Raw genomic sequence first — 21,895 nt, 5'->3', positions numbered from 1 at the left:
CTCTATTTCGGCTGTGTGTTAGCAGTAGAAGAATCAGGTGCTACCGAGGAAGCCGAAGCATTTTTTTCCTGATGTTCAGGATTTTCTACAGCACCCATATAGCGATAAGTTTTTGCTTTGATAGAATAATTAAGCACAGGAATATCTGATTTACCATCCTTAACAGGAGCAGCTTCAACAATAAAATCATGCATCGTCACAATACGTGGTAATGCCGCAATACTGCTAACAAAAGCACCGAAAGCGTGATAATCCCCAGTTGCTTCGATCGTAATAGGCTGTTCAATAAAAATTTCCTGCTTCACTTCATCTTCTAAGCGGATATTTTTAAACTTCAGACCAGAATTCACCCCCGTTAAGTTAATATCTTCAACTAAACTTGGAATTTCGGTTTCTTTTGGCAATTGTTCTAACTGCTGATTGAAGTTGGCTTGCATCTCTTGAAGTTGAAGCTGGTATTGCTGCAAGTTGCGTAATTTTGAGTCTTTTTCTCGAAACTCATTTAATAAATTACTTTCTTGTGCTTGAGCATTATCAATTGCTTGTAGCTTTGGCTGAATAGCAACAAAATACCCCAAAGCCAATACAGCAAAGAAAATAAAAATCCAACACGTAATTTTCACAGATAATGGCCAGCTGCCATAACTGTTCATATCGAGCGTGTTAAATTGCTGAAGAAATTTTTCTAAGGTGATCTTTTTTTTCTTAGATGGAGCTTGTTCTAAAGATAGCTCATGAAGTTCATCAGGACTCATTTTACCACCTCCTTATCCGTACCAACAGAAGTATTGGCGGTATCATCTGTTGTAGTCACCCCCATTTCCCCTACATCAACAGTAACAACAAAACTGCCATAGCTATCTTCAACTCTAGGAAGCAAAGAACTGACAGCTTTATCTTTTTTCTCTTCGGTCGCCAAGAAAGAGCTCATAAAAGCGTTGCGATACCATGGTGATGCTTCGAGATTACGTAATAATTCTGCAACTGTATTTGGACTTTCCGCTTTACCTTCAATCGTAAATTTATCTCCGGTTCGGCTGAATTTAGTCAAATACATGGCTGCCGGAGTCACACGTACTAATTCATCCACCAAACGCACAACGACCGGACGTTGGCTTTGCAAACCTTGAATGAGCTTCATACGCTCAATAATTGCGTCCCGCTGTTCTTGCAAGCCATTTAAGGTTTTAAGTTGTTGATCTAGATTCTGGTTTGTACTGATGATGAGCTGATTTGCTTGTTCTTGATCATCTAATTTTTGATTCAAATAAAACCACCCTGCAAATACAGTGGTTATCCCAAAAACAACGACCCCAAAACATAAAATAATAAATTGTTTTTTACGCTGCTCCCTAAGCCCATCACGCCAAGGGAGTAAATTAATTGTTGCCATTAATCAAAACTCCTTAAAGCCAAGCCACATGCCACCATTAATGAAGAAGCATCATTTTCAATTTTTTGAACGTCGACTTGAGGAGAGAAACCCATTTGTAAAAATGGATTGGCAATAGTGACTCGGTAACCGAGTTTCTGCTGCAACAATTTAGCAAGCCCTGGAATGTTGGCATTGCCACCCGCTAGCAAAATATGGTCAATTTCATTGAATTGGGATGAAGAGAAGAAAAATTGTAGAGATCTAGCAGCTTGCTGAACCACAGCATCTAAAAATGGTTCCAAGATTTCGATGTCATAATCATCTGGCAAAGAACGTTCTTTTTTAGCGCGTCCCGCTTCTTCTAATGACAAACCATAACGGCTTTGAATTTCCAAAGTAAGCTGTTTACCGCCAAAGACTTGTTCACGGGTATAAATGATTTTGCCATTTTGCATAACCGACAATGTGGTCATGGTATGGCCAATATCTAAAATACCAATGGTATTTGCACCCATGGGCAAGCTATCAGCAAACACACTAAAAGCACGCTCAACAGCATAACTTTCAACATCGGCTAGCTTAGGCATTAAATCAACCAGTTCCAGTACTTCTACGCGTGTTTCAACATTTTCTGTTCGTGTTGCGACTAAAAGTACATTCACACGATTTGGATTTGGCAGTCGATCTGGTAAAACCTCAAAATCAAGGCTCACCTCATCTAAAGGGAACGGTATATATTGCTCCGCATCTAATCGAATCTGAACTTCACGTTCATCATCGTTCATATCTGCATCCATTTCGATGGTTTTATGAATAACCGTCGATGTTGGAACAGCAATTGCAGCGTTAGTGGTATGGGGATTTGCTAAATTCATCGCCCGTTCCAAAGCTTCTGCAACTGCTTCTGGATTCAAGATATTTTTTTCAACTACACTGTTCTCAGGTAAAGGCGTTAAAGCATAGCTTTCTACCCAATATTTACCGTTCTTAACAGAGAGCTCTAACAACTTAACAGAAGTCGAACTAATATCGACGCCCATTAACCCCTTATTTGGTTTACGATATAACCTGAGCACACTATTGTCCTATTATTTTTTTATCCCCAAAAAAAATTACAAACCAATAATCTAGGTCTTTATTTTTACACGGATACAATATCTCATCTAACAATCCGCATGTCTAAAGGCTATACTGACCACAATTAGTTTGTATTCGATCTTATTAAAGCTTACTTATCATGAAAAAGCTATCCAGTTTGGGCTTCGTGCGTCCAATTTTTTTGATCATTATTATTATCTTAGTCTCACTTCCGATGGGCTTTTATGGCATGTATCTCTATATCGCCCCATCGCTTCCAGAAATGAGTTCACTAAAAAAAGCTCCCCTTTTAAAACCATTACAGGTCTACACCTCAGACAATCAACTGATTGCTGAGTACGGTGGTAAGCTTTCTATTCCGGTTGAATACAAACAAATTCCCCCTGCTTTTATTCATGCATTTTTAGCAGCAGAAGACTCTTCTTTCTTTGAACATAGCGGGATCAGTTTTAAAGGTTTAGGTCGTGCTTTGAGCGAAAGTGTGACGGGTTCAGATGTGCAAACTGGTGGTTCAACGATCACCATGCAAGTTGCAAAGAACTATTATTTGAGTCCAGAAAGAACTCTAAAACGTAAAATAACCGAAATCTTTTTGGCTCGAAAAATTGAGCAAAATTTGTCTAAAGAAGAAATTCTCAGTCTCTATGTGAATAAAATCTTCTTAGGGAAAAATGCGTATGGTATCGCGGCAGCAGCTAAAATTTATTATAACAAAAGCATTAATGAGCTCAGCATTGCTCAAATGGCAATGATTGCAGGTTTGCCAAAAGCACCTTCTAAATATAACCCTGTAGTTAATCCTGAGCGCGCACTCGAACGACGCAACTGGATTTTAGGCCGTATGTTACAGCTGGGTTATATTTCTCAAGCAGAATATCAAAAAGCAGTTGCAGAGCCGATCAATTTAAATATGCCCAATCGGGATTTAAATAATATTCATCCCTATGCTGGGGAAATGGTTCGTTCAGAACTTGTAAAGCATTTTGGCGAACAAGCCATTGATTCTGGTTATAAAGTCTACACAACAATTAATGCTAAACGCCAAGCGATTGCAGAAAAAGCTGTGCAAGATGGCCTTGAAGCTTATGACCGTCGTCATGGCTGGCGTGGTGCAGAAGCACATGACAAACCGTTAACTGAATTTAGAGCATATGCCAACACCTATCCTGCACAAGTTACTAAGGTAAATAGCAGCTCTTTTGAAGCATTAATGCAAGATGGCTCAACCGTTACGGTTCAATGGTCAGGCATGTCATGGGCACGTCCCTATCGCAATGCAAATAGCGTAGGTGGCGCTCCTTCACGTGCATCTCAAATTGTTAAAGTTAAAGATATTGTTCGTTTACGCCCAAATGATAATAAAACCGCATGGTCTTTAGTTCAGGTTCCTAAAGTTCAAGGTCAACTCATTGCAATTAACCCAAATGATGGCTCAATTGAAGCAATTGTAGGTGGCTATAACTTCTACCAATCAAAATTTAACCGTGCCTTACAAGGCTGGCGCCAACCGGGTTCTACTATCAAGCCATTCCTCTATGCTTTAGCATTAGAAAGAGGTATGACCCCGTATAGCATGGTGAATGATAGCCCTATTACGATTGGCAAATGGACACCGCGAAACTCTGATGGGCGTTACTTAGGTATGATCCCATTACGTCGTGCTTTATATTTGTCTCGTAATACCGTATCAGTAAGACTTCTACAAACTGTAGGGATTGAACGTACTCGCCAATTATTTATGGATTTCGGTTTACAGGAAGATCAAATTCCACGCAACTACACCATTGCCTTAGGTACTCCTCAAGTATTACCAATTCAAATGGCAACTGGTTATGCAACGTTTGCAAACGGTGGCTACCGTGTTCAACCGCATTTCATTCAACGTATTGAAGATGCTTACGGCAAAGTCATTTATGAAGCTAAACCAGAATACGCGTGTATTCCATGTATTAATGCACCTGATACAACGGATGAAGAGCAAAAACCTAAAACGACTGATGATGAAGTCATTGAGGTTACGAATAAAAACATAGAACAGAAAGAAAACGCAGCTAAGCAGCTTAATCTTAAACAGACTGACAAAAATAACAGTCAATATCGCCAAGCTCAACGTATTTTAAAATCAAGCTCTGCTTATGATATGGCGAACATCTTACGTGATGTAATTGAGCATGGTACAGGTCGTGCTGCACTTAAAATTGGCCGTAGTGATTTAGGTGGTAAAACAGGTACTACGAATGATGCAAAAGATGCATGGTTTGCAGGCTTCAACGGCAAGTTAGTGACTGTAGCATGGGTTGGATTTGACCAACCGACTACGCTTGGCCGTCGTGAATATGGTGGTATTGCCGCATTGCCGATCTGGATTAACTTTATGGGTCAAGCATTGCAAGGTACGCCAGCAGCTTGGGTCCGTTTAGATAAAGATGCTAAAGGTCCTATTTCACGTGACCAACAAGAAACTGTAACTGAAGTAGCTGATAAGAAAACTTATCGTGCGGCTCCACCACTAGCACGTCCGCTCTATCGACCAGCACCGCCACAACCAAAATTAAGCAATGACAATGACTTTTCCGATTTACCAGGTGAAGAAATTGTTATTCCGTCAAAAGCTGCACCTCCTGCCATGAGACCTTCACAGGAGTCCGCTCCTAAGCGAGAAAAAGATGAATTAGAAAATCTGATTAATCAGATTGAATAGCAAAAAAGAAGCCATCATCAGATGGCTTCTTTTTTGCGCTCTTAAAATAGATCGTTATATGGCTTTTTTATTGCGCTTCTGAAAGATATAAATTTGAAATGATGCCGTTACTTCTAATTGCAATTGCTGCTCTAACCGCAAACGACGCTCAGGAGAGGCTTTATAAGCATAAGGTGTCATAGCAATCAGATTCTTTAGGGCTTGTTGATCAAGCACAAAAGGCGCATCAATAATTTGCTCTTGCTTTAACTCAAACAAATTTTGTAGTTGCTCTACAAACTTTTCTGGTGTGTGAGGATTAACTTGCTCAAATAAAGCCTCACGCATGGCATACAAATGTTCAGAAGCAGGCGTGACAACAATTAAATAGCCCTCATCTTTTAAAACACGCGCAATTTCTGCTTGCGGAATTGGGCTAAATAAACTGGTGCAAGCATCCATACTCCGATCCAATACAGGTAAAGTTGCTCCTGTTCCCACCACCCAAGTTACTTCAGTGTTGAGCTTTGCCGCACGTTGTACCGCGTTTTTTGCAATATCAACTCCAACACACTGCTCAACGACTTGCTGCATAGCACTTGTATAGTAGCCCTCACCACATCCAATATCGAGTATTGACTTTACATCTAGTTGCTTTAATAAAGCGACTACAGCTTGCTGTAAAGGCTGATAATAACCACCTTGCAAAAAAGCTCGTCGTGCATCTACTGACTCGGGTGTATCCCCTGGGTTTTTACTATGTTTATGTTGCACCACATGTAAATTGACATAGCCTTGTTTAGCTACATCATAACTATGTCCTTGCTCACATCGCCAAGTTCGTTCAGTTAAATTCAGAGACTGACGACACACAGGACACATTAAAATTTGCTTAGCCACGTTTAATTATTCTCTTGTTCTTTTTGTTGTAAATAAGTCTTTGCGTGTAGTCCAACAAAGGTGCGACCTGCATTTGTACCATTAATCCATTCATCTACCTGAAACAAATCAAACAGACCTACTTTGACTAACGTTGGAATTGCGATCTTTAGCTCTTCCTCAATTTGTCCTCTTTGCCCAGCATTATATAATTCAATATTGTGCAACATTGTCGCTACAGTTCCTGTTTGCACCTGACTTCCATCTTTAAGTACAACTTGAGGTAATACTTCGCCCTCTCCAACTACTTTTTGATTAATCACAGATAATTGGTCTAGACCAGCAACTTTTGTCATTCACCTCTCCAATAAAAAAAGCCAGTAGAACTGGCTTTATATTGACACTAAAATAAGATCTATCGCAATTTTAAAGTCATTAGACCTAAAACTACTAATATAATTGTAATAATCCAAAAACGGATCACAACTTGCGTTTCTTTCCAGCCCTGCTTTTCATAGTGATGATGCAGCGGCGCCATTAAGAACACACGTTTATTACGCATACGTAAGGAGCCGATTTGTAAGAATACAGATACTGCCTCCATTACAAATACACCACCCATAATTGCAAATACGATTTCTTGACGAACCATAACCGCAATTGTTCCAAGCATCGCACCTAAAGCTAAAGCACCGACATCACCCATAAATACTTGAGCAGGATGCGCGTTATACCAAAGGAATGCCAAACCTGCACCAATCATGGCAGAACAGATTACTACGAGTTCAGAGGTATATTTCACATATGGAATATGTAAATAGTTAGCGAAACGGATGTCACCAGACAAGTAAGCAAATACGCCCAAACCTGTAGCCACCATGACAACCGGCATAATTGCCAAGCCATCTAAACCATCTGTTAAGTTAACAGCGTTAGAAGCACCATTAATCACCAGATAGGTAAATACAATAAATGCCAAACCTAAAGGAACAATTGAGAGTGGAATTGAAAGATTCTTAAAGAATGGAATCAATAAATCCAGCATGTTTGCCGTATGTTCTGCATTGGACTGTTGAGTTGCAATTAAATATAACGCAATACCAGCACCCAGCGATGCAACAGAAGTCCAGAAAAACTTCTTACGTGCGGGTAAACCTGCATTGTCTTTATAGCGAATTTTAATCCAGTCATCTGCCCAGCCTACAGCACCGAATACAACCATTACACCAAGCACAATCCAGACATAAGGGTTAGATAAATCAGCCCATAGTAAAGTACTAATACCAATTGAAAGCAGAATTAAAATTCCGCCCATCGTTGGTGTACCCATTTTTTTAGCATGATTTTCAGGAGCAAACGAACTTACTGCCTGACCGTATTTTAACGCTTGTAATTTACGAATCATGATCGGCCCAAGGACCAGACCAATGGTCAGTGAAGTTAATACACTGAGTAAAGAACGTAATGTTAAATAACGAACGACCTGAAACGAGCTGTGATAGCCCGCAAGTTGTTCAAACAACCATAACAGCATTTAAAGTTTCTCCATCAAATCAGCCATCAACGTTTCCATATGAGTAAAGCGAGAACCTTTAAACAGGAAACTCATGGACTGGGGTTGATGTGTTTGGATTAGATTGATTAAAAATGGAAGCGCCTCAGCTTGTGTCTGAAATGCTTTCACTTTATTAGAATGAGAGTCTGCACCCTCGAGAGCAGCTGGAGCGAACTGTCCAACTGCAATAATATGATCTAAAGGGAGTTCGGCAAGATCACGACCTAAATCATGGTGCTCTTGCCAACTGCTATCACCTAACTCACCAATATCCCCCATAACCATCACTTTTACGCCTTGTTGCTGCAACAACACTTGTGCAGCAGCGCGCATAGAGTTCGGATTGGCATTGTAGGTATCATCAATAAATAAGTAAGGTGACTTTTGAATAAAGTTAAGACGACCTTTCGCTCCCTGAGCTTGCTCTAGTCCTTGGACAATATCTTCTAGTCCAATACCAATTGCTAAAGCAAAAGCTACAGCTGCGGTCGCATTTTGAACATTATGCTCACCCGCAAAAGGAAGCTTAACTGCACTGCTACCTTGTGGTGTATGAAGGCTAAAATTCGTTGATTGAGGCAATAATTCCACATCTGTTGCATAGACATCGCCTCCTACACCAAATGTAGAAATACGATGAGCTTTTGCAGCATCAAGAATTTCGGCAGTGAAGTCATCTTGTTGCGGCACAATTGCAACACCATTTGGTAAAATATGACGATAAATTTCTGATTTTGCGCGGCAAATACCTTCACGGCCACCAAATTCGCCTAAATGAGCTGTACCAATATTTAATATGCCGGCAACATGAGGCTGAACGAGTTTTGATGTGTAATCAATCTCGCCTTGATGGCTTGCACCCAACTCCATCACCGCATATTGATGTTCTTTGCGAAGCTCTAGCAACATCATTGGTACACCAAGGTCATTATTTAAATTGCCTCGGGTGATTAGTGTCGGTGCTAAGCGCGACAATATACTTCCCAGCATTTCTTTGGTTGTAGTTTTACCACTACTTCCAGTTAAGGCAATCACCTTTAATTGTGAGTTTTGCTCACGGCGATAAGCGCCGAGTTGCCCTAAAGCCAATCGGGTATCGGCAACAACGAGTTGCGCAATATCTACATCTAGCGGACGTTCAACAATAGCTATTTGACAACCATTTGCAGCAACTTGCGCAACGAAATCATGCGCATCGAAACGCTCACCTTTTAGTGCTAAAAAGGCATCCCCAGTTTCCGCATGACGAGAGTCCGTCAAAATACGTTTAATTTCAGTTTGAGGGATTTGGTCTTTATGCCAGTAGCCCTGTGTTGCCTGTTGTAATTGTTGAGCTGTCCACGGTTCCAAAGGCACGGTACTGGTGGTTGAAGTATGCATAATTTGTCCTATTGTGCAGGGTAAGCAGCGTCTACAGTGTGATGTTGTGCATCAATCGCAGAACGCACTTCAACAACATCATCAAACCAGTGACGTACGCCATTAATTTCTTGATAATTTTCATGTCCTTTACCGGCAATCACAACAATATCACCAGCCTGAGCCTGCTGTGCAACAAATTTAATTGCTTCACGGCGGTCATGAATTTCATGCATACGGTGCCCTGAAAAATCGATTCCTTGCTTCATGTCAGCAAAAATTTGTTCAGGGTCTTCTGTTCTTGGGTTATCCGACGTCAAAATAACTGGATTTGCGCCGTCTAAAGCTGCTTGAGTCATTAATGGGCGCTTACCGCGATCACGGTCCCCGCCACACCCAAATACAGCCCAAAGTTGATTCGAAACATGACGTTTTAATGTTTTAAGCACTTGAATTAATGCATCTGGTGTATGCGCATAATCAACAACAAATAAACGCTCACCATCACGAATAACCTGCATTCGACCTGGGGCACCAATCAGCTCAGGAACGAAAGCTACTAGCGCTTTTAAATCAAAACTTGCTTGCTCAGTAGCAATAAGAGCTGCAACCAAGTTTTCGACATTAAAATGCCCTAACAATGGACTCTGCACAGCAAAAGAACCTTGCGGGCTCACTAAATTAAATGTCGCCCCTACTAAACTGTAACTCAGGTCAGTAATATAATAATCAGCAGTATTTTGAGTAAGTGAATACGTTAAAATTTTCGGTTGAGCAGGATTTTGCTTTGCTGCATTGATCATGAGAGCAGCATGCTCATCATCTAAATTAATAACAGCTACTTTTAAAGAGCTAAAACGGAATAAAAGAGCCTTCGCTTCTGCATAAGCCTCTAAAGTGCCATGGTAATCCAGATGGTCACGACTCAAATTGCTATAAACAGCAATCTCAATCGCACAACCATTTAAACGACCTTGTTCCAAACCATGTGAACTTGCCTCTAAAGAAGCAAAAGTCGCACCTTGTTTTGCATAATCATGCAATGCATTTTGCAGTTGTAAAGCATCAAGCGTAGTGTGAGTTGATGGTGTTAAGTCTGGTAAAATACCATTGCCTGTAGTGCCCATCACAGCACAGCGCTGTTGTTGAGAGCTAATTAATTCAGCCACTAGACGCGAAATTGTGGTTTTACCATTTGTACCAGTCACTGCAATAATACGCACTGGTACTACGGGATCTATATGCTGTAAATAACGTTCTTGCCATTCACCCATACGTTGACGCACATCAGAACACACCCACTCATTTGCTACGCCCAACTCAGTCTCGCTAATAATGGCAAGTGCACCATTAGCTAAAGCTGACTCAGCAAAAGCGCGTGTTTTTTCAGGTTGGCTATAACTGGTCAAAGCGATAAAGATCTGGCCTGACGCAACCTTACGGCTGTCTAAACTAAAGCCTTGAAAAGGCTGTTTAGACCACTGTGCATCGATCTCGACTGAATTAATTTCTTGGAAAGAAACAGACATAGCTTACCTGCGAATAGGATTTTCTGGAGTATCAAGGGGCTTATCAAGCGGCACATTCATTAAGCGCAATGATTCTTGCATAATGCGTGCAAAAACAGGGGCCGCAACCAAACCACCGTAATAACGGCCTTGTGGATTTTCAACAACTACAATAACCGCTAAACGAGGATCACTAATCGGAGCTACACCTGCAAATAAAGCACGGTATTCATTATTTGAATAACCTTTACGGTCTGCACGAAGTTTATGAGCTGTACCTGTTTTACCACCAACGCGATAACCTGGAATATTAGCTTGCTTTGCAGTACCGCCCGGCATCGTCACCTGCTCAAGCATAAGCAAAACCTGATCAGCAATTTTTGGAGCAAGAACTTGCTCACCTTTAGGAGCTTGGTCGAGTTTATGCAAACTTAGAGGCATTTTTACCCCATGGTTTGCAAGCATTGCATAGCCTTGCGCCAACTGAAGAATAGTTGCATTTAGACCATAACCGTAAGCCATGGTACCAATTTGGGAAGAGTTTAACTTGCTTACAGGAAGTACTAAACCAGAGCTTTCACCAGGGAACTTCACAGCAGAACGCTTACCAAAGCCAGCACGGTTAAAGAAGCTTGGCAATGTTTCCTTAGGAAGTGACAACGCAATTTTTGCCGAACCCACGTTTGATGACTTAATAATTACGCCACTAACAGTCAAAGCACCATAGTTATGCGTATCACGAATAGTATGCCAGCCTAAACGCATTGAACCTGGCGAAGTGTTGACAATCGTATTTGGCGTATATTGTCCAGTTTCGAGTGCAGCAGAAACTGTAAAAGGCTTCATAGTAGAACCCGGCTCGAACATATCAATCGCACCGCGGTTACGCATGGCATCTTTATTAGATAAACCGTTTTTATCATTCGGGTTATAAGATGGCCAACTGGTCATAGCCAGAATTTCGCCTGTTTTAACATCTACAGCAATTGCTGTCGCCGAACGGGCGTTATTTGCAACACCAGCAGCAGTCAACTCACGGTACATAATATATTGCAAACGAGAGTCGATACTTAAAGTGATGTTTTCGCCTGGCTCACCTTCACGAATAACCTCAGAAACTTTTAAGCGGTTACCACGTTTATCACGAATAATTTTTTGTTCGCCATCTACCCCAGACAGTTGTTTATTCAACTGCATTTCCAAGCCTTCAATCCCTTGGCCTTCACTATTGGTTAAACCAATAATCTGAGCATTTGGCTGCGGTTGAGGATAATAACGTTTATATGTTTTCTCAGCATAAACGCCTTGGAAGTTACCCTTTGTAATGAGATCTGCCTGCTGTGGCGGCACTTCTTTTTTCAAAACCAAATAACGAGAACGTGGGCGCGCATTCATCTGTTTTTTTAGATCTGCACGATCTAAACCAACCACATCCGCCAACTCATCAAGGTTTAAGTTTTTATCTGGTAATTGTCGTTTTAACTTACGATTATTTGGATCTTTTTTTAATTCGGCTGTAATTTCGTCATATAAATGCTTGGTATCAAAGTAATCACGTGGATCAATGACAATTTTCATAATAGGCGTACTAATGGCCAAAGGCACACCATGACGGTCGCTAATAACCCCACGCATTGCCTCAATACGTTCCGTACGCAAAATATTGGCATTGGCCTTGTTTTGTAAAAAGTCTTTATTAATCACTTGCACATAAAATGCACGTGCAATTAATACAACAAAACAGAGCAGTACTGTTGCCCAGAGCAGATAAAACCGCCACATATCGAAGGCAAGAGTTGGTTTTTCCGAAATAGACTGCTGTTTTTTCCGTGTTTGCTTTATTCGCTTATCTACCATACAGCAAGGCCTTACTTATTTTGCTCTGAGGTCATCGGTAAAGAAATTACCACCGTTTCTGCAGCAGGTGGCGAAAACATGCGTAGTTGAGTTACAGCACGCGTACCAATCTGTGCTGTTGCACCAAAGGTTTGTTGCTCAATAAGCAAACGCCCCCATTCAGCATTGAGATCATCACGTTCACGCATATAAGAGCTAAGCTCTCTATAATCATGACGATATTCAAATACTTGAAATACCACCATCATGGCACTGATAAAAACAAGCGCCACTAATACGGTGTATGCCACAACTTTTTTCACCACTTTATTTTCGGTGGTTTCAATTTCATCACTGCTTTTCATTACGCGCCTTTTTGTTCCAAGCGTTCAGCAACCCGAAGCCATGCACTACGTGAACGTGGGTTCGCTTTTACTTCTTCTTCACTCGCACGAACCCGTGAAATTTTCTTTAACCTTCTTGTATCTACCTGTTGCTGAGGCATTCCCCAGCCAATATCTTCTGCCAAAGTCGATTCTTTTTGAATAAATTGTTTGATTAAACGATCTTCAAGAGAATGAAAGCTAATCACAGACAAACGTCCTTTTGGTTTTAGCAAGTCTACAGCTTGTGGTAAAAATACTTCAATATCATCTAGTTCTTTATTAATAGCAATACGAATTGCCTGAAATGTACGTGTTGCTGGATGCTTATGTTTTTCCCATTTTGGATGAGCCGTTTTAACAAGTTCTGCCAATTGGGCTGTCGTATCCAGTTTTCCAGCTTGTTTAATCGCTTTTGCAATACGCCGACTATAACGTTCTTCGCCATATTGATAAATAATATTTGCTAATTGTTCTTCTTCAATTTCAAGTAACCACTCAGCTGCGGTTAATCCCTTAGAATTATCCATTCGCATGTCTAGAGGACCATCCTGCATAAAACTGAAACCACGTTCAGCTTGGTCGAGTTGAGGAGATGACACCCCTAAGTCAGCCATAATGCCATCAACACTCATCACACCAATTTCCTGCATTTTTTCTTTAATATCAGCAAAACTGGCATGAATAATGGTAAATCTCGGGTCTTCTTGCGCCAAAGCAGCTGCAACTTCCAAAGCTTGAGGGTCTTTATCAAATGCATATACTCGTGCATTTTCATCAAGTTTCGAGAGCAATAAACGTGTATGCCCACCTCGTCCGAAGGTTGCATCGATATACACCCCTGTTGTGCGATCTGCCAATAAGCTCTCAACGGTCTCAAAAAGTAAGACAGAAATATGCGACATAGGTGTTAAATCATTGCGTAAAAATGTAACTGCACATTATCACCTTGTTTATGACCAACGCCAAACGGCTTTTTGTAGGAAAATATTAATTTTTCATAGATAAAACCGTTTTGTTAGCATTTTTTAAGCAAAAAAAGAAAGCAAGCTTACTTTTTTAAGTTTGCTTGCTTTCTTTATGAATATTTAACTTCTAAGTTTTCTTTTTGGACTATTGTTTTTAGATCATTTTATTTACTGCTTGCCATCATAAATTTGATCAAAAATAGCACCGTTTGCAAAGTGAGTTTTCTGAGCTTTAGCCCAGCCACCGAACACATCATTAATGGTAAATAATTTAATTTTTGGAAATTGCGCTGCATATTTCGCAGCCACTTGAGCATTACGCGGTCGGAAATAATGTTTAGCAGCTAATTCTTGGCCTAAAGGTGAATATAAAAAGTTCAGATAACCTTTTGCCAAGGTTCGGTTTCCATCTTTATCTACGGTTTTATCTACAATCGCGACAGATGGTTCGGCCAAAATTGAAACTGATGGATAAACAATTTGATATTTATCCTTATCAGGTCCTTTCGTCGCCAACAAAGCTTCATTTTCCCAAGACAACAAAACATCACCAATGCCACGTTCGGCAAATGTCGTAAGTGAACCACGGGCTCCAGAATCTAGAACTTTCACATTGTGATAAAGCTTTTTCACCAACTCTCGAGCCTTAGCATCATTTCCACCTGGCTGTTTTAAAGCATATCCCCACGCAGAGAGATAAATCCAACGCGGTGCACCACCTGTTTTAGGGTTAGGGGTGATAATTTCCACACCTGGTTTTGTTAAATCATTCCAGTCGCGTATATTTTTCGGGTTACCTTTTCGTACTAGAAACACGACAGTTGACGTATAGGGGGCAGAATTATTTGGGAATTCTTTTTGCCAGTTCGGCTGAATAAACCCAGCTTTCACAATCTCATCAATATCATTCGCTAATGCTAACGTTACTACATCAGCTTCAAGTCCCGTGGCTACCGCGCGGGCTTGTTTGCCAGATCCACCATGTGACTGTTTAAATTCAACGTCTTGCCCTGTTCGCTGTTTCCAAAATTTACCAAATGCTTGGTTATATTCTTGATAGAACTCTCGAGTCGGATCATAAGAAACATTTAAAAAAGAGGTCGCTGCTTGAGCCGCTGTTGTCGTTATTCCCACATATAAAGCGACAGCTATTATTGATATTTTTTTCATTTACAAAATCCATCATTCGTTTTAGTTTAACTATATTTTTAATTTTATTTTTTACAATCAATTACTTATATTTATATCTTTTTTATTAATCTTTTTTAGATATATAGCTTAGAATGTCTTAATTATTTCATTTTTGAAAAATTTTGTAATTATTCTTACAACTTATTTTAGACCTTCACTTTATCTACACATTAATTTGTTAAATAATGAAGCGTAAAGGATACATAGGGTCTACATTTGAGTCGACCAGTTTAAAATATAGGTAAATTTTGTAAAAAGTGTGACACAGTTCCACTTTTTTATTAATATTTATGTTTAAATCGTAGCATTACCGTAATTTTACATTTTGTTAAACTCAAAAAATAGATGAAATGTAATGAACAGAGGGGATGATTAACAATGAAAATTCATTATGGAAAAGCTTTAAGCTTAAGTTTGGTGCTGAGTTTGGCATCACAGTTTTCTGCAGCAGCAGTACTTAAAGATACTCCAAGCAAAACTGGTTCAGAGAAACAGACTTCGCTTATTGAAAAAGCTTTAGATCAGCAGAAACGTAACCCTATTGTGTTACCTTCTACAAATGATGAGCTTAAAGTTCTAAATACGATTCGCGTTACACCAACTCAAAATTTTCTTGCTGCACAACACGAACGTTTTTCACGTTTTGTTCAGGCAATCTTTCAGCCCCATGCTTCTTAAAATCTGAAACACCCCCTCTTCGTTTCAGTTTTAGCCCAGCCTGACGTTAAATAAAACGTCAGAATACTGGGCTTTTTCGTTATAATAGTTTCAATTTTTATTCTGACCCATTATCTATGAAAGTTCGTACTCGTATTGCACCTTCCCCTACTGGTTTTCCTCATGTCGGCACAGCCTACATTGCTTTATTTAACATGTGTTTTGCGAAACAACATGGCGGAGAATTTATTTTAAGGATTGAAGATACAGACCAACTTCGTTCTACACCAGAGTCTGAAAAAATGATTTTGGATTCATTACGTTGGTTAGGTTTGAATTGGTCTGAAGGTCCAGATGTAGGTGGCCCACATGCACCATATCGCCAATCTGAACGTATGGGAATTTATAAGCAATACGCATTAGAACTTGTTGAAAAAGGTCATGCTTTTTACTGTTTCGCAACCGCAGAAGAACTTGACCAAATGCGTGCTGAACAACAAGCACGTGGCGAAACACCAAAATATGACGGCCGCGGTTTAAAACTTTCTCAAGAAGAAGTGACTCGACGTCTTGAAGCGGGTGAACCTCATGTCATTCGTATGAAAGTGCCTGAAGAAGGTGTTTGTAAATTTAACGACTTGCTACGTGGAGAAGTTGAAATTCCTTGGGCTCAAGTCGATATGCAAGTCCTTCTTAAAACAGATGGTTTACCAACTTACCACTTAGCTAACGTTGTTGATGACCATTTAATGGAAATCACTCATGTATTGCGTGGTGAAGAATGGCTTCCATCTGCACCGAAGCATCAGTTGCTTTACCAATATTTTGGTTGGGAAATGCCAACTCTTTGCCATATGCCATTGTTGCGCAATCCAGATAAATCAAAATTATCTAAACGTAAAAACCCAACATCAATTAACTACTACCGCGATATCGGTGTATTACCAGAAGCCTTGTTAAATTATTTAGGTCGTATGGGTTGGTCAATGCCAGATGAAAGAGAAGTTTTCACATTACAAGATATGATGGATAACTTTGATATTCAGCGTGTATCACTAGGTGGACCAATTTTTGATGTTGAGAAACTCAACTGGCTCAACGGTCAGTGGATTAAAGGGTTAACTCCAGGTCAATTATTAGACCGTTTATTAACATGGAAGAGTGATCGTAGCACTTTAGAAGACATTGCTGCCGCTATTCAACCACGTATTAATTTACTTTCAGAAGCTGTGAATTGGGCTGGTTTCTATTTTAACCATCTGCCACAAATTACTGCTGAAATGTTTGAAAGTAAAAAATTGACTCAAGAGCAAGTTCGTCAAAGTTTACAATTTGCAATTTGGCGTCTTGAAGGTCAGTTTACTTGGAATAATGACACCGTTAGCCAAACCCTAATGGATCTTGCAAATCAGATGGGCATTAAATTACGTGATTTCATGCCAGCGTTCTTTATTGCAATTGCCGGTTCAACGAGTTCAACACCAGTGATGCAATCAATGGTTACGCTTGGGCCTGATTTAACTTTCGCTCGCTTACGTCATGCCTTAGAAATTGTGGGCGGACCGAGCAAGAAAGAAGTTAAAAATTGGGAAAAACTCAATGAGAGCTTAAAATTGCCGAAAAATGACGCAACTAGCGAAGTTTAATTCATTTTTTTGTTGACGTGTGAGCGCATTCACCCTAAGATTGCGCTCACACAAACTGGGGTCATAGCTCAGTTGGTAGAGCGCTACAATGGCATTGTAGAGGTCAGCGGTTCGATCCCGCTTGACTCCACCACGCTCCTTTGTGTTTGCCTCATCAAGTCCCTATCGTCTAGAGGCCTAGGACATCGCCCTTTCACGGCGGTAACCGGGGTTCGAATCCCCGTAGGGACGCCATATTCTGCTTTAAAAATTATAAAAAGACTCTATCGTCACCTTACTGTTTATTCTTTATCTCTTTCTAGATTGCACATTTGTCTATTTTATCTAAAATAGCGTCTTTCTTAATTCTCTCAATGTGTAATATGCAGCCATCTGACAATCAACTAGATGCTCATCAGCATCAGAACAGTACTGCACCTTTAAAAAGAGCCATGAGTACGCGCCATCTTGTGATGCTATCACTGGGCGGAGCGATCGGAACTGGTCTATTTTTAGGTTCAGGGGAAGTCATTTCACAAACTGGAGCTATTGGCGCAATTATTGCCTATATTCTTGGTGGCGCGATCGCTTACATGGTCATGCTCTGCCTAGGAGAACTCGCTGTACACATGCCTGTTTCAGGTTCTTTTGGTGCCTATGCCAAAAAATATATCAGTCCAAGTACTGGCTATATGATTTCTTGGATGTACTGGCTCACCTGGACTGCAACGCTTGGAACCGAATTCACTGCCGCAGCCCTACTCATGCAAGAATGGTTTCCACAGATTTCCATGTGGATTTGGACAATTATTTTTGCAGTTACTATCTTTGGGTTAAATATTAGTTCAACGCGTATTTTTGCTGAATCTGAGTTTTGGCTGGCTCTTGTTAAAGTCGTTACTGTCATTGCCTTTATTGTGCTCGGCCTATTAGCAATTTTTGGTTTAATTCCATTCCATGGTGCCCAAACTGCTCCACTATTTAGCAATCTTACGGCTCAAGGCTGGTTCCCTCATGGTTTAATTCCTATTTTTACGACCATGTTAATTGTTAACTTTGCATTCTCAGGAACCGAATTAATTGGTGTAGCAGCTGGCGAAACAAAAGATCCAGCTCAAAATGTACCAAAAGCGATTAATGCCGCGATCTGGCGCCTCCTTATTTTCTTTGTGGGTACCATCATTGTTATTAGCGCTTTACTTCCTTTCCAACTTGCAGGTTTAGGCGGTGACGGTGTAAGTAGCAGTCCTTTTGTGACGGTATTTAATTATATTGGCATTCCATATGCGGATGACATTATTAGGTTTGTAATCATCACAGCTCTGCTTTCAGCAGCAAATTCTGGCCTATATGCAGCTTCACGTATGATGTGGTCTCTATCAGAACAAAAATTACTACCTAGTGTGTTTGCGACTTTATCAAAAAGTGGAACACCAATCGTAGCCCTAGTTGTAACTATGTTCGGCGCAATTCCAGGTTTATTATCAGAGCAATTTGCACCTGAGACTATTTTTAAGAATCTGCTGGGTGTAGCTGCTTTTACCATGGTCATTGTATGGATGAGCATTTGTTTAAGTCAGTTCAATTTCCGCCGCCAATGGTATAGATCAGGTCATACAGTTAAAGACTTACAATATGCTGCGCCTTTATTCCCTATTGTGCCAATTTTAGGTTTTGTTTTCTGTTTCATTACTTGCTTGAGCATGGCAGCAGACCCTGAAATGCGCGCTGGTTTTGTAGGCTGTCTTATTTTTACAGCTTTATGTTATGTCAGTTATTTTATTTTTTATCGTAATAAAGACTAAACCAGTCGTTATTCAATTAAAGTGTAGCAAAAAGCTACACTTTTTTTTGCCTATATACTGGTTTTAAACAACATACCGTTGTAGATTAAAATTTATATTAAAAACAAAATCTTGTATAGAATGAAAATTATATTTATCCACGGGATGAATCAACAAAACTACACAGCACATCGCTTGAAAGAGCATTGGTTAAAAGTATTCAAGCTCGGCCTGAAACAAATGCCTTGCAAAGTTAATGTCCGCGATCTTCATATTCACATGCCATTTTATGGCGACTTAATGACCAAATACCAATTAAGCAACCAATTAGACCTTAACACGTTATTACCTAAATCATTTTTTAATAATTATTTCCCTATTAACGTACACCCAAGTAATCCTCCTACTAGAGAGCACACTCCATTTGTTCCATTGTTACGTCCCTCAACCGATCAAACTGATAAAAGCTTCTCAGAACGGCTTTATCTGACTTCTCAATTAGTTAAAGATCGTGTACTGAAAGAACTAGTTGTTTTATTAAATAACTTTCCTAAACTGCATGAAAGTTTGATTCAACAATTCCTCATCGAAACCTATATGTATCTATCTAACCCAGAGTTTATGGAGGAAGTACATCAAAGAATTTTAAAGAAAATGCGAGAAGACGAAGATTATATTGTGGTTGGACACTCTCTCGGTTCAGTTATTGCTTTCCAATTATTATCAGATCCATCTTATCAATTCTCAGTTAAGCGTTTTATTACCCTAGCTTCCCCTTTAGCTTTTCGCGTGATTCAAAGTAAGCTCCCGAATCCAATTTCCAGACCGCCATGTATTTACGGTGATTGGTTTAATTTTTACTCTCAGGATGATTTTTTGACTGCATTTCCATTGTGCGAAGCCCCATTTAATTTTGAACCTGCCATTATTAATCAGAAAATTTATACTTTCGCCAACCAGCCGCATGAGATTTTAGGGTATCTACAACATCCGTCGGTTATAAAGGCAATTATTGAACCTTTTCAGAAAAATGAAGGCTAAATGTATATATTTTCTACAATTTGAGTTATTTTTAATCGCTTGACTGTTTTTTTTAATATTTCTTCAGAAAACTATTTGACACTTTTATTAAATCGACCTAATATACGCCCACCTCTGAAACGTCCCTATCGTCTAGAGGCCTAGGACATCGCCCTTTCACGGCGGTAACCGGGGTTCGAATCCCCGTAGGGACGCCAATATTTTTTTCAGATGTATGCCTCATATAAGTCCCTATCGTCTAGAGGCCTAGGACATCGCCCTTTCACGGCGGTAACCGGGGTTCGAATCCCCGTAGGGACGCCAAATTCTAAAAAGCCACTGCATAACGTCAGTGGCTTTTTTCTTGCCTAAAAAAATAAAAAGCCAATCAATGATTAGCTTTTCATATGTTCTATCAACCCGCAATTCCTACTTGTACTTCAAGGCGACCTGACTGCACTCGTAGTCCTCTAATTTCAAACTGATCTACGAGCTGCTGCACAAGCTCGCGACTTTCTCTCAAAATATTCAAGCCTGGTAAAATACTAAAATCAGTCAAACTTAAAAGCTTTTCAACCATCCATGAACGGTTGTTAATAAAGTCAATAAATCCTGCTTGCTCTAGGTCAATAAACCACATGCGATGCCCATCGCGTTGGATTCCGGGAATATCGCCAATCAAGTGATTAATTAGTGATGGAATAGGCAACATATTTACGACTTCGAAACCAACTCGACCAATACGGCGCACAGCCCAATTTGACAAGGTGCCGCCATGTCGAATCTGAACATCAAGACTTTCATCCATTTGTCGCAAGCGTAAGAATTTTTCCTGCCCAATACGACATTCCAATACTTTAAAATCTAAACTCAAACGATACATGAAGCGATGATAATGCCCATCGATCTCGACTTGGAAACTGTCATTGCCGCACTTGATTTTAATATCATCAATTTCTGAGCGATCAATGCGCTTACGAATTTGATTATTTAATAACATTTCGGGTAAGTACAACGTTAAGGTACTTTTGCCCAAAAAAGTTCGCGCCATAATCAACGCGACTTGGCGTGCTGTTTCACTGGTTTCAGACACCATATCTCTTACCGTGCCTGCTGCCAGATTTGTCATTCCGACAACTCCACGTCGTGTATGAGTAGTTACTTGATCGAGCGCGTCCAAAGCAGCATCAGCAACCTCTGCAATATTACGTGTCGTGTCGCTAGCAAACCCAACTGCATCTTGGGCATGTTGCAATGTCTTATGCAGTAATCGACGAGATAATGACGGTTTAGCAGTATCTGGGGTAGCTAAAACCGATGCTGTCGTTGTAGGCTGCGACTTATTGTCATCTTGTTGACCCAAGTCCCTCTCTCCTTTTTATATTTATCCCACATCCTATTCGAGTATTTAAGCTCATTTATTGTGCTAATCACACTTCATTTTTCTGTAGATTAGCATGCTCTACAATATTATTTTAATTTTTATGTGTACGGATAAATCATCTGTTTTTTATATTTCTTTGTTTATTCATAAGTAATTTTTCTGCTAACTCAACGCATTTCATCGATATCTTACAAATTTTTTTCTTTCTACACATTTCCGTTAGAATAGATTCAAACTAAATGTGGAGTTCTCATGCAATATCGTTGCCCTAAATGTCAAAGTGTTAAAATTATGCCTGTGAGCCAAGGCGTGAACAGCGCAAAACCTGTCGTTCCTAAAAGTCTGGTTATCTTGATTCCTGCAATTTTTGTGCTTTTACTGTTAGTAGTTATTAGCATCTTTATGTGGATTTTTGGCAATGGTGCAGGTAGTTCTCTTCAAATCGCAACAGTAGTTGCATTTGTGGTTACGGTAGGAGCAGGTTTTATGTTCTGGCGTGATTTGCCTGATTTCAAACTGTCTATGCAAGCATTTATGCAGTCACAAAAACACTGGAAATGCCGTGACTGCAATAATGAATGGGAAATTTAAAA

At 40.0% G+C, this 21,895-nt stretch carries 19 protein-coding genes and 4 tRNA genes; 10 read left to right on the top strand and 13 right to left on the bottom strand.

Translation table 11 applies throughout. From position 1 onward, the window contains the following. Nucleotides 1-2 precede the first annotated feature (2 nt). From JGE69_RS11305 to JGE69_RS11295, 3 genes are read right to left on the bottom strand one after another with little or no spacing between them, the layout of a single operon-like run. The gene (locus tag JGE69_RS11305) at nt 3-755 is read right to left on the bottom strand and encodes a type 4a pilus biogenesis protein PilO (RefSeq protein ID WP_060464993.1); all 753 of its coding nucleotides are present in this window, start codon (nt 753-755) and stop codon (nt 3-5) included. After that, nucleotides 752-1,393, bottom strand: a complete 642-nt coding sequence (locus tag JGE69_RS11300; protein ID WP_199113502.1) for a PilN domain-containing protein — start codon at nt 1,391-1,393, stop codon at nt 752-754. The genes JGE69_RS11305 and JGE69_RS11300 overlap by 4 nt, the downstream gene beginning before the upstream one ends. Beyond that, a complete protein-coding gene (locus JGE69_RS11295) occupies nt 1,393-2,451 on the bottom strand; it encodes a pilus assembly protein PilM (RefSeq protein WP_199113500.1) in 1,059 nt (352 codons plus the stop codon). The genes JGE69_RS11300 and JGE69_RS11295 overlap by 1 nt, the downstream gene beginning before the upstream one ends. Before the next feature lie 161 nt (nt 2,452-2,612). Between JGE69_RS11295 and ponA the strand changes: the two genes are divergently transcribed. Beyond that, nucleotides 2,613-5,174, top strand: a complete 2,562-nt coding sequence (gene ponA / locus JGE69_RS11290) for a penicillin-binding protein PBP1a (RefSeq protein WP_174722935.1) — start codon at nt 2,613-2,615, stop codon at nt 5,172-5,174. 54 nt (nt 5,175-5,228) lie between these two features. On the opposite strand, the gene JGE69_RS11285 is transcribed toward ponA, so the two are convergent. The 9 genes from JGE69_RS11285 to JGE69_RS11245 form a co-directional block, all read right to left on the bottom strand. Continuing rightward, nucleotides 5,229-6,053, bottom strand: coding sequence for a putative RNA methyltransferase (locus tag JGE69_RS11285; RefSeq protein ID WP_199113498.1), 825 nt, complete (start codon nt 6,051-6,053; stop codon nt 5,229-5,231). Nucleotides 6,054-6,055: 2 nt separating this feature from the next. After that, the gene (locus tag JGE69_RS11280) at nt 6,056-6,388 is read right to left on the bottom strand and encodes a hypothetical protein (RefSeq protein WP_002116981.1); all 333 of its coding nucleotides are present in this window, start codon (nt 6,386-6,388) and stop codon (nt 6,056-6,058) included. A 59-nt stretch (nt 6,389-6,447) separates the two neighbouring features. Beyond that, nucleotides 6,448-7,566: a phospho-N-acetylmuramoyl-pentapeptide-transferase gene (gene mraY / locus JGE69_RS11275; RefSeq protein ID WP_002116751.1), complete on the bottom strand. Its 1,119-nt coding sequence runs from the start codon at nt 7,564-7,566 to the stop codon at nt 6,448-6,450. Further along, nucleotides 7,567-8,967 (bottom strand): UDP-N-acetylmuramoyl-tripeptide--D-alanyl-D-alanine ligase, encoded by a 1,401-nt coding sequence (locus JGE69_RS11270; RefSeq protein WP_199113496.1) that lies wholly within the window; start codon nt 8,965-8,967, stop codon nt 7,567-7,569. It lies immediately after the preceding gene. An 8-nt stretch (nt 8,968-8,975) separates the two neighbouring features. After that, complete coding sequence (locus JGE69_RS11265) at nt 8,976-10,475, bottom strand: UDP-N-acetylmuramoyl-L-alanyl-D-glutamate--2,6-diaminopimelate ligase (RefSeq protein WP_199113494.1); 1,500 nt, start codon at nt 10,473-10,475, stop codon at nt 8,976-8,978. 3 nt (nt 10,476-10,478) lie between these two features. Beyond that, on the bottom strand, nt 10,479-12,311 hold the full coding sequence (gene ftsI / locus JGE69_RS11260) for a penicillin-binding protein PBP3 (RefSeq protein ID WP_017400506.1): 1,833 nt from the start codon (nt 12,309-12,311) through the stop codon (nt 10,479-10,481). Nucleotides 12,312-12,322: 11 nt separating this feature from the next. After that, nucleotides 12,323-12,655: a cell division protein FtsL gene (gene ftsL / locus JGE69_RS11255; RefSeq protein ID WP_002116847.1), complete on the bottom strand. Its 333-nt coding sequence runs from the start codon at nt 12,653-12,655 to the stop codon at nt 12,323-12,325. Next, the gene (rsmH, locus tag JGE69_RS11250) at nt 12,655-13,578 is read right to left on the bottom strand and encodes a 16S rRNA (cytosine(1402)-N(4))-methyltransferase RsmH (protein WP_002116998.1); all 924 of its coding nucleotides are present in this window, start codon (nt 13,576-13,578) and stop codon (nt 12,655-12,657) included. The genes ftsL and rsmH overlap by 1 nt, the downstream gene beginning before the upstream one ends. 231 nt (nt 13,579-13,809) lie before the next feature. Then, the gene (locus JGE69_RS11245) at nt 13,810-14,811 is read right to left on the bottom strand and encodes a sulfate ABC transporter substrate-binding protein (protein ID WP_199113492.1); all 1,002 of its coding nucleotides are present in this window, start codon (nt 14,809-14,811) and stop codon (nt 13,810-13,812) included. Nucleotides 14,812-15,210: 399 nt separating this feature from the next. Here JGE69_RS11245 and JGE69_RS11240 point away from each other — a divergent pair, with 399 nt between their 5' ends. The 8 genes from JGE69_RS11240 (at nt 15,211) to JGE69_RS11205 (ending at nt 20,242) form a co-directional block, all read left to right on the top strand. After that, complete coding sequence (locus JGE69_RS11240) at nt 15,211-15,510, top strand: hypothetical protein (RefSeq protein ID WP_002116889.1); 300 nt, start codon at nt 15,211-15,213, stop codon at nt 15,508-15,510. A gap of 116 nt (nt 15,511-15,626) precedes the next feature. Beyond that, nucleotides 15,627-17,135, top strand: a complete 1,509-nt coding sequence (gene gltX / locus JGE69_RS11235) for a glutamate--tRNA ligase (protein WP_199113490.1) — start codon at nt 15,627-15,629, stop codon at nt 17,133-17,135. Between the two features lie 57 nt (nt 17,136-17,192). After that, nucleotides 17,193-17,268, top strand: a tRNA-Ala gene (locus JGE69_RS11230). Nucleotides 17,269-17,293: 25 nt separating this feature from the next. Further along, nucleotides 17,294-17,369 (top strand) — tRNA-Glu (locus tag JGE69_RS11225). A 128-nt stretch (nt 17,370-17,497) separates the two neighbouring features. Continuing rightward, on the top strand, nt 17,498-18,919 hold the full coding sequence (locus JGE69_RS11220) for an amino acid permease (RefSeq protein WP_005067053.1): 1,422 nt from the start codon (nt 17,498-17,500) through the stop codon (nt 18,917-18,919). Nucleotides 18,920-19,039: 120 nt separating this feature from the next. Continuing rightward, nucleotides 19,040-19,939: a hypothetical protein gene (locus JGE69_RS11215; protein WP_199113488.1), complete on the top strand. Its 900-nt coding sequence runs from the start codon at nt 19,040-19,042 to the stop codon at nt 19,937-19,939. A 121-nt stretch (nt 19,940-20,060) separates the two neighbouring features. Then, nucleotides 20,061-20,136, top strand: a tRNA-Glu gene (locus tag JGE69_RS11210). A gap of 30 nt (nt 20,137-20,166) precedes the next feature. Next, a tRNA-Glu gene (locus JGE69_RS11205) sits at nt 20,167-20,242 on the top strand. Nucleotides 20,243-20,333: 91 nt separating this feature from the next. On the opposite strand, the gene JGE69_RS11200 is transcribed toward JGE69_RS11205, so the two are convergent. Next, nucleotides 20,334-21,281, bottom strand: a complete 948-nt coding sequence (locus JGE69_RS11200) for a hypothetical protein (protein ID WP_002116860.1) — start codon at nt 21,279-21,281, stop codon at nt 20,334-20,336. 273 nt (nt 21,282-21,554) lie between these two features. On the opposite strand from JGE69_RS11200, the gene JGE69_RS11195 reads away from it, so the two are divergent. Next, entirely contained in the window at nt 21,555-21,893 is a 339-nt protein-coding gene (locus JGE69_RS11195; RefSeq protein WP_002117013.1) for a hypothetical protein, read from the top strand. The last annotated feature ends 2 nt before the right edge of the window (nt 21,894-21,895 follow it).

Source organism: Acinetobacter sp. C13 (assembly GCF_016809775.1).
GTDB classification, from domain to species: domain Bacteria; phylum Pseudomonadota; class Gammaproteobacteria; order Pseudomonadales; family Moraxellaceae; genus Acinetobacter; species Acinetobacter pittii.
The sequence above is the reverse complement of the archived record's forward strand: the minus strand, read 5'-3'. Positions and strand labels throughout refer to the sequence as shown.